At 66.0% G+C, this 12,066-nt stretch carries 14 protein-coding genes; 8 read left to right on the forward strand and 6 right to left on the reverse strand.

The genetic code is table 11. The features are described 5' to 3' along the window. Window positions 1-34: 34 nt before the first annotated feature. The 6 genes from tolB to IE126_RS17190 form a co-directional block, all read right to left on the reverse strand. Window positions 35-1,297, reverse strand: a complete 1,263-nt coding sequence (gene tolB, locus IE126_RS17165; protein ID WP_229825633.1) for a Tol-Pal system beta propeller repeat protein TolB — start codon at window positions 1,295-1,297, stop codon at window positions 35-37. 220 nt (window positions 1,298-1,517) lie between these two features. Further along, complete coding sequence (locus tag IE126_RS17170) at window positions 1,518-2,747, reverse strand: hypothetical protein (protein ID WP_054302816.1); 1,230 nt, start codon at window positions 2,745-2,747, stop codon at window positions 1,518-1,520. Between the two features lie 10 nt (window positions 2,748-2,757). Further along, complete coding sequence (tolR, locus tag IE126_RS17175) at window positions 2,758-3,255, reverse strand: protein TolR (protein WP_054302783.1); 498 nt, start codon at window positions 3,253-3,255, stop codon at window positions 2,758-2,760. Between the two features lie 3 nt (window positions 3,256-3,258). Further along, a complete protein-coding gene (tolQ, locus tag IE126_RS17180; RefSeq protein WP_054302782.1) occupies window positions 3,259-3,954 on the reverse strand; it encodes a protein TolQ in 696 nt (231 codons plus the stop codon). A 143-nt stretch (window positions 3,955-4,097) separates the two neighbouring features. Further along, window positions 4,098-4,493, reverse strand: coding sequence for a tol-pal system-associated acyl-CoA thioesterase (ybgC, locus tag IE126_RS17185; protein ID WP_189381705.1), 396 nt, complete (start codon window positions 4,491-4,493; stop codon window positions 4,098-4,100). A gap of 74 nt (window positions 4,494-4,567) precedes the next feature. Further along, the gene (locus IE126_RS17190; protein WP_189381706.1) at window positions 4,568-5,182 is read right to left on the reverse strand and encodes a hypothetical protein; all 615 of its coding nucleotides are present in this window, start codon (window positions 5,180-5,182) and stop codon (window positions 4,568-4,570) included. A gap of 72 nt (window positions 5,183-5,254) precedes the next feature. Here IE126_RS17190 and IE126_RS17195 point away from each other — a divergent pair, with 72 nt between their 5' ends. The 8 genes from IE126_RS17195 (at window position 5,255) to IE126_RS17230 (ending at window position 11,998) form a co-directional block, all read left to right on the forward strand. After that, complete coding sequence (locus tag IE126_RS17195; protein ID WP_189381707.1) at window positions 5,255-5,692, forward strand: RbsD/FucU family protein; 438 nt, start codon at window positions 5,255-5,257, stop codon at window positions 5,690-5,692. A gap of 80 nt (window positions 5,693-5,772) precedes the next feature. Continuing rightward, window positions 5,773-7,782, forward strand: a complete 2,010-nt coding sequence (locus IE126_RS17200; RefSeq protein ID WP_189381708.1) for an NADPH-dependent 2,4-dienoyl-CoA reductase — start codon at window positions 5,773-5,775, stop codon at window positions 7,780-7,782. A 56-nt stretch (window positions 7,783-7,838) separates the two neighbouring features. Then, a complete protein-coding gene (locus IE126_RS17205) occupies window positions 7,839-8,615 on the forward strand; it encodes a 23S rRNA (adenine(2030)-N(6))-methyltransferase RlmJ (protein ID WP_189381709.1) in 777 nt (258 codons plus the stop codon). Then, on the forward strand, window positions 8,612-9,523 hold the full coding sequence (locus IE126_RS17210; RefSeq protein ID WP_229825619.1) for a PhzF family phenazine biosynthesis protein: 912 nt from the start codon (window positions 8,612-8,614) through the stop codon (window positions 9,521-9,523). The genes IE126_RS17205 and IE126_RS17210 overlap by 4 nt, the downstream gene beginning before the upstream one ends. Continuing rightward, window positions 9,523-9,819 (forward strand): DUF1330 domain-containing protein, encoded by a 297-nt coding sequence (locus tag IE126_RS17215; RefSeq protein ID WP_108129735.1) that lies wholly within the window; start codon window positions 9,523-9,525, stop codon window positions 9,817-9,819. Before IE126_RS17210 ends, IE126_RS17215 begins: the two co-directional genes overlap by 1 nt. 36 nt (window positions 9,820-9,855) lie before the next feature. After that, complete coding sequence (locus IE126_RS17220; protein ID WP_189381710.1) at window positions 9,856-10,296, forward strand: tellurite resistance TerB family protein; 441 nt, start codon at window positions 9,856-9,858, stop codon at window positions 10,294-10,296. Then, window positions 10,293-11,060 carry a phosphate/phosphite/phosphonate ABC transporter substrate-binding protein gene (locus IE126_RS17225; protein ID WP_189381711.1) on the forward strand — a complete coding sequence of 256 codons (768 nt, stop codon included), beginning with the start codon at window positions 10,293-10,295 and terminating at the stop codon, window positions 11,058-11,060. Before IE126_RS17220 ends, IE126_RS17225 begins: the two co-directional genes overlap by 4 nt. A 137-nt stretch (window positions 11,061-11,197) precedes the next feature. Then, window positions 11,198-11,998, forward strand: a complete 801-nt coding sequence (locus IE126_RS17230; RefSeq protein WP_054302773.1) for an ABC transporter ATP-binding protein — start codon at window positions 11,198-11,200, stop codon at window positions 11,996-11,998. Window positions 11,999-12,066 lie beyond the last annotated feature (68 nt).

The raw sequence follows: 12,066 nt of genomic DNA on the forward strand, positions 1-12,066 counted from the left end.
GGGGGGAATGACGGCGGCGTGAGGTTTGTTACGGTTACGGCAGCAGCGGCGACCAGGCCGGGTCCGAGGCGGCGCCCGTAGTGGCCACCTTGCGCAGGTTGCGCCCCGAAACATCCACCGAATAAAGCGCCGGTTCGCCGCCCGCATCCTGCCGGGTGAACATGATGACCCGGCCATTCGGCGACCAGGTCGGGCCTTCGTCCAGATAGGAGGCCGTCAGCAACTTTTCCTCGGTCCCGTCCGTCAGCATCACCCCGATGTGGAAGCGGCCCTGGTTTTGCTTGGTAAAGGCGATGTAGTCGCCACGCGGGCTCCAGACCGGGGTGCCATAGCGACCGGCACCGCCCGAGATCCGGGTCGGCTCGCCACCACGGGCGGGCATGATATAGATCTGCTGATTGCCCGAGCGATCACTTTCAAACACGATCTGGCTGCCATCCGGGCTGAACGAGGGCGCGGTTTCGATGGCGGGCGAGTTGGTCAGCTGCGACAGCTGGCCCGAGCCGATGTCCAGCGAGTAAATGTCGGTATTGCCACCCCGTTCAAGGCTGAACACCACGGTGCGCCCATCGGGCGAAAAGCGCGGCGCAAAGGTCATGGTGCCCGGCTGTTCGCCCAGACCACGGATTGCAAGGCTGCCGACATCCATCAGATAGATCTGCGGAAAGCCCGAAGAATAGGAGGTGAACAGGATGCGGTCGCCGGTGGGCGAGAACCGCGGCGCCAGCACAATGGAGGCCGAATCCGTCAGGAAGCTGGTGTTTGCCCCGTCGTAATCCATCACCGCAAGGCGCTTCTGGCGCTGGTTCTTCGGGCCGCTTTCCGAGACATAGACGACCCGGCTGTCAAAATAGCCGGTTTCGCCGGTGATGCGGCTGTAGACGGCATCGGCAACCTTGTGGGCCATGCGGCGCCAGCTGTCGGTCGTGCCGACGAATTGCAGCCCTTCGCCCATCTCGCCATTGGCAAAGACGTCATGCAGGCGGAACTTTACCACGACCTGCCCGCCCGAGGTCTGCACCGCGCCGGTCACCAGCGCCTGCGCATTGATCGCCTGCCAGTCAGGATATGAAACCGGCGCCCCGAAAGAGGTGATCTGCTGAATATAGGCGGTGGAGGGGATCTGTTCGAACAGGCCGGTGCCTGCCAGATCGGCCGCCACCACCTGCGAAATCTTTGCCGCCAGATCGCCCGCCCCGCCTTCGTCGACGAAGGTGGGCAGTGCGAAGGGCATTGGCTCCACAACCGGATTGCCAAGGTTGAGTGTCAGCCGGGCTTCGGCCTTGGTAGCAACCATCGCCGGCGCGGCCAGGGCGGCCACGGCCGCGACGGCGGTGAAGAATTGGCGGAGACGGCTCATCTGACCCTCGTTCCTGTTCCTGCGACTGACTTGTTTTTCAGCCCGCAGCCTGCCTGTCCAAAAGGGGAAAGCGCGCAGGCCCTTCCCCGGTTCCGTCCGGGTTGCCCCGGCTGTCTGTATCGCCGCGCCGCGAAGTCCTTCGTGCGGGGTGTCCGGTTCACAGCCCGACCCTCCCCTTGTCGAAGATCAGCTCCAGCTCGCGCCAGGTTTCATATTTTTCGTCCGGCAGCGGGAAACCCTGCGAACCACAGCGCAGGATCGCACGCCGGGCTGCTTCGAAGGCCTGCCGTGTCGCCGCATCGGAGGCGGTCGAACTTGCCAGTTCGATCGAGGTCGCCACCGGCTTCTTGTCGGCGCCGATGGTGACGTGCACCGTCACGATGGCACGCTGCGCCTCGGTCGAGAGCGAGCCGACGTTCCAGCACCGCTCCACCGCGACACGCAATGCGTCCTTTTCCCCCGAGGACATCGGTGGCCCGTTGGCGGCAAGGCCACGACCGGGCGCGCTGTTCTGGTTCGCAGGCTTGGGCGCGGGTGTTTCCGTGGCCTCGCCCAGCGCCTCCGCCAAAGCGGCATCTGTCGCCGCCCGGTCGGACTGCGATTGCGAGGGGCTTTGCGCCGTCGCAGTCTGGCTCGGCTTCGGCTGCTCAGCGGGTTTTGCCACCGGATCGGGACGCGCCGGACGTGACCGCGGCCGTTTCGACGCGGTCGGCGCCAGTTGCGGCGCTTCCTGCGTCTCGGTTGCCTCGGTCACGACTTCGGTCGTGGCTTCGGGCGGCGCGGTCGCCTCCTGCTCCTGTTCGACCACAGGAGCCTCGGGCGGTGCCTCCTCGGCCACGCGCTCCTGAACCTGTTCGGCCTCGGGCACATCCTCTTCGGGTGCGTCTTCCGGCGTCGGGGCCACGCGCTGCGCCGGGCGCGGGCGCGGAACGACCGAAGACGGGATCACCGCCACAGGCTGCTCCTGCTCGGCCGGAGGGGCAACGGGTTCAGGCACGGGTTCGGGTTGTGCGGTTTCGGCAACCGGAACCTCTTCGGGTTGCGGCTCGACCTCGGGTTCCGGCGCGGGTTCCGGCGGCGGCGTCTGCTCTGCCACCTGCTCCGGCGGAGGTTCGGCGGCAGGCGGTTCGGGCCGCTCCGGCGGGCGCACGGATGCCGGGGGCGCGCTGTCCTGCGGCTCCTCGGTGCTTTCCTGCCCCCCCGAAGCTGCCTCAAGCGCCGCAAACTCCGCCTCGGTCAGCGTATCGACCGACATGACCTCGGGTTCGGGCGGTGGCGGCGGACTGAACAGCACATCACCGAACAGAACCCACAGGATCACGACCAGATGCCCCGAACCGGAGATCCAGACGCTTCTGTCGACCCTGCCCAGCCAAGCCCGCAGCATCGGCCCCACCCTACTGGTTCGGCTCGGCGGCGGCGCCACCGGCGGCTGCGCCCATCAGCGGGCCATTGCTGTCTGTGACCAGACCGATATTGCGGAAGCCTGCCGCATTCAGCGCCCCCATGACCTGCGCCACGCGTTCATAAGGCACGGTGCCGTCAGCCCGCAGGAAGATCTTGTCGGAACTGCGTTCGGCCGCGATGGCCTGAAGCTGCGGAATCAGCGACGCCTCTTCGGCCTCGCTGTTCATCAGGAACAGCTTGCCATCAGCCCCGATGGTGATGGCAAGCGGCTTTTCCTGTTCGGTCGGCAGACTGGCCGCCGCCGTTTCCGGCAGCTTCACCGGCACGCCGACGGTCAGCATCGGTGCCGCCACCATGAAGATGATCAGAAGCACCAGCATCACGTCCACGAAGGGCGTGATGTTGATGTCTGCCATGGCACTGGAATGGCCGCGACGCCGCCCGCGACGCCCGCCTCCGCCCGATTTCTTGGCGACCCCGGCCCCCATGGCTCAGGCGTCCAGCTGGCGCGAGAGGATGGTGGCGAATTCGTCGGCGAAAGCCTCGTAACCGCCAAGGATGCGTTCGCTGTCGGCATTCAGCTTGTTGTAGAACACCACCGCCGGAATGGCGGCGACAAGGCCGATGCCGGTCGCCATCAGCGCCTCGGCGATGCCCGGCGCCACGGTGGCCAGGTCGGTGTTCTTGGTTGCCGCGATCTGCGTGAAGGCGTGCATGATCCCGTAAACGGTACCGAAAAGCCCGATGAACGGCGCGGTTGAGCCCACGGTCGCAAGGAAGCTCAGCCCGGCATTGAGCCTTTCGCTTTCCCGCGCGATGGCCACATCCATGGCCCGGTCGATACGCGACTGCGCCCCGGCAATCAGCCCGCCATCCTGCCGGTGGCTGCGCCGCCATTCGATCATCCCGGCGGCAAAGATCTTCTCGCTCTGCCCTTCCGGTGCAGGGCCGATCTTTTCGAACAATTCGTCCAGCGGCTCACCCGACCAGAAAGCCCGGTCAAAGATCGACGCCTCGCCCCGCGCGGCGCGGAACATCAGATGTTTTCGGATGATGATCGCCCAGGACCAGACCGACATGACCAGAAGCCCGATCATGACCAGTTTCACGGTGAAGGTTGCGCGCGCGAAAAGCGCGAGCAGGGAGAAATCAATCTCCTGCGCCATCGCAAGGGTGTTCGTGTCCATTACGCCTGCTCGTTACCATCGGGTCCATTCGTCGGCCCGTTATTACAGGCGATTCTATCCGGTTTTGAGGGGGATTGCCAACACATCCTCGTCAGGATGCGATTTGCCGCCCATCCCTGCATCATAGCCGCCATGCACCGGCGTCAACTCTGCGCCAGAAGCGCCCGGATCTCACCCGGCAGGCGATGTGCACGGCCATCGCTTCCCATGCAGACGAGCGTCACCTGCGCGGTGAAAAGCACCTCTTCCCCGCGCAGAACCTGCTGCCAGAGGTCGATCCGCGCCCCGCCCAGCGCCCGCAACTCGGTCGTCACGGTCAGAAGATCGTCAAACACCGCAGACCGCAGGTAATCGGCCTCGACCCGCCGCACCGCAAAGACAATGCCGGTTTCCGCCTTCAGCCGCGCCTGATCCAGCCCCCGCGCACGCACCCACTCACTGCGCCCGCGTTCGATGAATTTCAGGTAGTTGGCGTAATAGACGATCCCGGCAAGATCGGTGTCCTCGTAATAGACCCGCACGGCATGGCTATGGCTCATCTGCTTTCACCTTGGTTCAAATATCCTCGGGGGTGAGCCCCGAAGGGGCGAGGGAGCGGAAAGCCCCCTTCCCTTCATCCGATCCGCGCCGCCAGACGTAGGGCATGGCTTGCCTCACGCGCCACGACTGGCATCACCGGATCATAGGCGGCGCGGATCACCGCGCCGATCTCTGGGCGCAACACCACAGCCTCGCCCACCCGCGCCAGGGGCGAGATCCCGGCAAAGGCTGTATCCGACCAGAGCAGGATCACCTGCGCCGCCTGCGACAGCGCCAGCGTCTCCGCAGGCATCTCGGACAACACATCATCCATGCGGATGAAGACGAAGACCGCGCGGATTGCGCCCGCTTCGTCAAAGCGGAAGGCGCGATACTGGTTTGCGCCCGCCGCCGCCAGCCGGTCGCACAGCGGCGCCAGATCCGGCACCAGCCGGTCGAGGTTCGGCACCTGCGGCAGCTCTGCCCAGTCGCGGAAGAAGAACACCATCAGATTGGCGCCCAGTTCCGGGTCGGTCTCGGCCATGCGATGCCCGGCAAGTGTCACCACCGCCTCGATGGCGCCTTTTACCACCGACAGCGTCGCATCTTCGACGCCAAAGACCACCGGCACGATGGGGCGTCCCCAGCGGGCACAGAGATAGCTGCCGTCGCTGCGGGTAAACAGGGCTTCCACCGCCGTTGCGTCCATGCTTTGCTCCCAATCCAGTCGCGGCGGGGATACGCCCTTTCCGCCGCGGCCTCAACCGGCAGGGAGGCGCCGATGCTGAAAGGGATCGACCCGCGGGTCACGCCCGATCTGATGGATGTGCTGATGCGCATGGGTCATGGCGACGAGCTTGCGGTGGTGGACAGCAATTACCCGGCCTTCGCACTGCCCACCCGCAGCGGACGCGTGGTCGATCTGGCGGGCCTTGATGTGGTCGAGGGGCTGCGCCTGATCACCACGCTGATGCCGCTGGACGGCTTCACCGACTATGGGGCCCTGTGGATGGAACACGACGGCGCGGGCGACCGCCCCGATCCGGTTCATGTCGACGCGCTGGATGTGCTGCGCCCCGCCCTGCCCGAAGGTGCAGCGGCCCGATCTATCGAGCGGCAGGCCTTCTACGCCCATGCCCCCGGCTGTTACGCCGTGGTCCGCTGCACAGAAAACCGCCCCTTCGGCTGCTTTATCCTCCGCATGGGCGTGGTGTTCTGATCCGTTCGTGACGCAGCGTTGGCCGTGACACCGGCGGGCGGCTTTGCCAGTCTGCCCACGCTACGGGAGGAGCCAGCCGCATGACCTATCCACATCTTCTGTCGCCGATCACGCTCGGCGCCGTGACGCTGCCCAACCGCGTGATGATGGGCTCCATGCACACGGGGCTGGAGGAAACCGGCGACTGGAACCGCGTGGCAGAATTTTACGCCGTGCGCGCGCGGGGCGGGGTCGGGCTGATGGTCACCGGCGGCATGGCGCCCAACCGCGAGGGTGGGGTGTTTCCCGGCGCGGCGGGCCTGTTCACCGCCCAGGACATCGCCAACCACCGCATCGTCACCGACCGCGTACATGATGCGGGGGGCCGGATCGCCATGCAGATCTTGCATGCGGGTCGCTATGCCTATGGCCCGGAATGCGTCTCGGCCTCTGCTGTCAAATCGCCGATCTCACCCTTCCCGCCCAAGGAACTGGACGAGGACGGGATCGAGAAACAGATCGCCGACATCGTGACCGCCGCCGCCCGCGCCATCGAGGCCGGTTATGACGGGGTCGAGGTGATGGGGTCCGAGGGCTATTTCCTCAACCAGTTCCTCGTAACCCATGTGAACCGTCGCACCGACCGCTGGGGCGGGTCTTACGAAAACCGCATGCGCCTGCCGGTGGAGGTGGTGCGTCGGGTGCGCGCCGCCATTGGCGACGCGATCCTGATCTATCGTATCTCGCTGATCGACCTGATCCCCGATGGCTCCACCTGGGACGAGGTCGTGACGCTGGCCAAAGCCATCGAGGCGGCGGGGGCTTCAGTGCTGAACACCGGCATCGGCTGGCATGAGGCGCGGGTGCCGACCATCGCGACCTCGGTTCCCCGCGCGGCCTTCGCGCATCTGACCGGGCGCTTGCGCCCGGAGGTCGACATTCCGGTCATTACCTCGAACCGCATCAACACCCCGGATGTGGCCGAAGGGCTGCTGGCCGGTGGACAGGCCGATATGGTGTCGATGGCGCGACCCTTCCTTGCCGACCCGGATTTCGTGGCAAAGGCGGCGGCAGGCCGTGCGGCGCAGATTGCGCCCTGTATCGCCTGTAATCAGGCCTGTCTGGATCATACCTTCAGCGGCAAGCTGACCTCCTGTCTTGTGAACCCGCGCGCCTGCCATGAGACGGAGTTGGTGATCACCCCAACCGATGCGCCACGCCGCATCGCCGTAGTCGGTGCCGGGCCTGCCGGGCTGTCTGCGGCGCTGACTGCCGCCGGGCGCGGCCATGTCGTCGCGCTGTTCGACCGCGCCGCGCGCGTGGGCGGGCAGTTGCATCTGGCTGCCAGCATCCCCGGCAAGGAGGAGTTTCGCGGGCTGATCGACTGGTTCGAGGCCAGCATCTCCGCCTCCACCGTCGAACTGCGGCTGAACACCGAGGCAACACCCGAAATGCTGATGGGCTTTGACGAGGTCATCCTTGCGACCGGCATCACCCCGCGCCACGCCGGAATCGCGGGCGAGGATCTGCCGCAGGTTCTGGGCTACCGCGATGTCTTGCGGGGTGCCCCCGTCGGGAAGCGCGTGGCGGTCGTGGGGGCGGGCGGCATCGGTTTCGATGTTGCCGAATTCCTGACCCATCACGGCATCAGCCCCGCGCTGGACCCGGCGCTCTGGCGCCGCGAATGGGGCGTCGGCGATCCGGCACAGGTGGCGGGCGGCCTTGCCCCGGAAGGGCCGCAGCCCGAAGCGCCCGCGCGGCAGGTCTGGCTGTTGCAGCGTAAACCCGAAAAGCCGGGGCGCAAGCTGGGCAAGACGACCGGCTGGATTCACCGCGCCACGTTGCAGATGAAGCGCGTGAAGATGCTGGGCGGGGTGGCCTATGAGGCGATCACGCCCGAGGGGCTTGCTGTCACCCTCAACGGTGAACCGCAGGTTCTGCCCGTCGATACGGTGGTGATCTGCGCCGGGCAAGACCCCGACCGAAGCCTTGCCCCGGCGCTGGAGGCTGCGGGCCGTGCCTTCCATATCATCGGTGGTGCCGATGTGGCCGCGGAATTGGATGCCAAGCGCGCCATTGATCAGGGCACGCGGCTCGCCGCGCGGCTGTGACGCCGCTCACGGCTATTTCTCTTGCGGCGCAGCCCAGCCGGGGCTACGCCTGACCCATGCTGTCTTACCAACATATCTACCATGCCGGGAACCCGGCCGATGTACAGAAGCACGCGCTTCTGGCCTCAGCCCTGCAATATCTTGTGGGGAAGGACAAGCCGCTCACCTATATCGAGACGCACGCCGGGCGCGGGCTTTATGACCTAGGCAGCGACGAGGCGCTGAAGACCGGCGAGGCGGCAGGCGGCATTTCGGTGCTGGAGCGCCGTCTGCCCGCCGACCATCCCTACCGTCAGCAGCTGAACGCGGTGCGCGGGCGCTGGGGGGAAATGGCCTATCCCGGCTCGCCGCTTGTGGCGGCGCTGTCGCTGCGTGACATGGACAATATCCATCTGGCCGAGTTGCACCCGCAGGAACATGCCGCGCTGGCCGGGGCGATGGCGGATTTCCCGGCCCATATCTACAAACGCGACGGCTTTGACCTCGCGCTGGCGCTGACGCCGCCCACGCCCCGGCGCGGGCTGCTGCTTTGCGATCCGTCCTATGAGGTTAAAGAGGACTACCAGAACATCCCCAAACATTTCGCCGCCATCGCGCGCAAATGGAATGTGGGCATCCTGATGCTCTGGTATCCGATCCTGACTTCGGGCGCGCATCGCGAGATGCTGGACCGGCTGGAGCAGACCCACCCCGACCACCTGCGCCACGAGGTGCGTTTTCCGCCCGTGCGTCCGGGGCATCGCATGATCGGCTCGGGCATGTTCGTGGTGAACCCGCCCTGGGGGTTGACCGAGGCGGCCGCCGATCTTTCAAAGCTGTTCAAGGCACCATGACCGATATGCTGGAATTTCATACGCTGGACGTTTTCACAGAAACGCCCTTTGCCGGGAACCCTCTGGCCGTGGTGCTGGGGGCCGACGTGCTGTCGGCACGGCAGATGCAGGTCATCGCGCGCGAGTTCAACCTGTCCGAGACGATCTTCGTGCAGCCTCCGGTGAATCCGGCGCATACCGCGCGGGTTCGGATCTTCTTCCCGACGGCCGAAATCCCCTTTGCCGGGCATCCGACCATCGGTTGCGCAATTCTTCTGGCAAGCCGCGCCCATGGCCCCGGCGATTTCCGCGCCGATCTGGTGCTGGAGGAGGAAGCCGGGCTGGTGCCGGTGCAGGTGACGCGGCGTGGCGCTATCGTGGAAGCCGAGTTCACGGCGCCGGTGCTGCCCAAGGCCGCACCCGGCCAGGCCCCCACGGACCTGATCGCCCGCGCGCTGGACATTGACGAGGCCGACATCGGTTTCGCCGCCCATCGTCCCGGTATCTGGCAGGGCGGCCCAAGCTTCCTTTACGTCCCCGTCGCATCGCAGGATGTGCTGGCCCGCGCCCGGCCGATAGAGCCGCACTGGTCCGGCCTCATGGATTGCGCCGGGGTGGACAGCGCTTATCTTTACACCGAAGGCACAGATTGCGATTTCCGCGCGCGGATGTTCTCGCCCACCGCTGGCATCCCGGAAGACCCTGCCACCGGCTCGGCCACTGCCATTCTGGCGGCGCAACTGCGGGCCGCACGGGTTCTGCGCAGCGGCACGCAGGTGTTCCGGCTGCGTCAGGGCGTCGAAATGGGTCGGCCTTCCGAACTGACCATGACGGTCGATTACGGGACCGACGGCCTTGCCGCAGTCCGCATTCGCGGCAGCGCCGTCCCCGTGTCGCAGGGCCGTATTCGCATACCGGGAGGCGCGTGATGACCAAAGCCTATTGGGTTGCCCATGTCGAAATCGACGATGCCGAGGCCTACGAGGCCTATCGCCAGGCAAACGCCCTGCCCTTCGCCCGATACGGCGCGCGCTTTCTGGTGCGGGGCGGCGAGCAGCAGGTCGTGGAGGGCAGCGCGAAATCCCGCACGGTCGTGATCGAATTCGCCGATCTCGAGACTGCCCGCGCCTGCTATCACAGCCCGGAATATCAGGCTGCGAAGGCGCTGCGCGAACCCGTCTCGCGCGCGGATGTGATGATTGTCGCCGGATGGGATGCCGCCTGAGGCCTAACCGCCAGGGCCAGAAAAACGGAAAGCACCATGTTCGAAAAACTCCTGCGATGCCTGACCGCCCCCGCCCCGGCCCGTCTGGGCGCAGATGAGGCAAAGCTGGCACTCGCGGCGCTGCTGGTGCGCGTGGCACGTGCGGACGGTGTGTATGACCCGGCCGAGCAATCGCGGATCGACGCGGTTCTGACCCGCGTACATGGAATGTCGCCCTTTGCCGCCGCCGCGCTGCGCGCAGAGGCAGAGGCGCTGGAAGCCTCCGCCCCCGATACCGTGCGCTTTACCCGCGCGCTCAAGGAGGCCGTGCCGCTGGAGTCGCGGGCGGCGCTGGTCGAGGGTCTCTGGACCGTGGCGCTTGCTGACGGGCAGCGTTCGGATGACGAGGATCAGATGCTGCGGCTCATCGCCAATCTGCTGGGGCTGACCGATGTCGAATCGGCACAGGCCCGGCAACGGGCCGAGGCCGCGCAATGATCGCCGCCCTTGGCATGTATGACCGGCCCGAGTTGCGCGGCCCGACCGATCTTTACTGGTCGCTGATCCGCGACGGGCTGCGCAAACGCGGGATCGAGGCACCCGAGGCACTGACCCGTGACGACCGCGCCTGGTGGGCGGGCTGGCATTCGCCCGACCTGTTGCTCTCGCAGACCTGCGGCATGCCCTATCGCACCGAGTTGAAGGAGGTGGTGACGCTGGTCGGCACCCCTGATTTCGGGGTGGAAGGCTGCCCGCCCGGCTATTATCGCAGCGTTCTGGTCGCGCGCGGCGATGATCCGCGCGCGGAACTGGCCGATTTTGCCGATGCCGCCTTCGCCTTCAACGAAGCGCGCTCGCAATCGGGCTGGGCCGCCGCCGCAAACCATATGACGGCCCTTGGCCTGACGATCCGCCCCGCGCTGGAAACCGGCGGTCATGCCGCCTCTGCCCGTGCTGTGGCGGAAGGCCGGGCAGACTGGGCAAGCCTTGATGCGGTGACATGGCGGCTTTTGCTGCGGTGGGAGCCGGAGGTGGCAGCACGCCTGCGCGTGATCGGCCAGACCGCCCCCACGCCCGGTCTGCCCTATGTTACCGCGCAGGGCACCGATCCCGCGCCGCTGGCCGCCGCCGTGGCCGAGGCCATTGTCACCCTGCCGCCGGATGACCGGGCCGCGCTTGGCCTGTGCGGGCTGATCCAGATTCCCTCTGCCGACTATCTTGCCGTGCCGATCCCGCCACCGCCCGCTTTGGCGCAGGGCTGACCGAAATGAACGGGCAGATTGCCCATTTTGCAGGCAACTCTGTTTGTTCCGACACAATTGACGTTGCAATGCACCACGAATTCCGCACTACTCGACCGTCAAGGGAGCCCTGACAGGCCAACGACAAGCGAGAAACCGTGACTGCCGACCAACTTACGCCCGCCCCGGACGCCAGCGTTCCGGTCATCGAGATCCGAGATCTTCATAAATCCTACGGTCCGCTGGAGGTGCTGAAGGGTGTCGGAATGACCGCACCGAAAGGCCATGTGCTTTCGCTGATCGGGTCGTCCGGCTCTGGCAAATCCACGCTGCTGCGCTGCTGCAACCTGCTGGAAGACAGCCAGCAGGGCGACATCCTGTTCGAGGGTGAAGCCGTCCACTGGAAGGGTACCGGCCTGCACCGTCACCCGGCTGACAAGGCACAGGTTCTGCGTATCCGCACCAATCTGTCGATGGTGTTCCAGCAGTTCAACCTCTGGGCCCATATGACGATCCTCCAGAACGTCATGGAAGCACCGCTGACCGTACTGAAACGCGACCCGAAAGAGGTCGAGGCGAAGGCGCGTGAATATCTGGCCAAGGTTGGCATTGCCGACAAGGCCGATGCCTGGCCCGCGCAGCTTTCCGGTGGCCAGCAGCAGCGCGCCGCCATCGCCCGCGCCCTGTGCATGGAGCCGCGCGCCCTGCTGTTCGATGAACCGACATCGGCGCTGGATCCCGAACTTGAGCAGGAAGTGGTGAAGGTGATCAAGGCGCTGGCCGAGGAAGGCCGGACCATGATCATCGTGACCCATGACATGAAGATGGCCAACGATGTGTCCGATCACGTCGTCTTCCTGCATCAGGGCCGGATCGAGGAGGAAGGCCCGCCAGACCAGCTTTTCGGAAATCCGCAGACCGAACGGTTGCGCGGCTTCCTTTCAGCCACAATGGCCTGAAACCATCGCCTGACGCTGGATTGCGCCGCCGTTCCGGGCCAAAAAGAAATCAGATCACCAAGGGGAGA

Origin of the sequence: Gemmobacter nanjingensis, from assembly GCF_014652195.1 — a bacterium.
GTDB classification, from domain to species: domain Bacteria; phylum Pseudomonadota; class Alphaproteobacteria; order Rhodobacterales; family Rhodobacteraceae; genus Gemmobacter; species Gemmobacter caeni.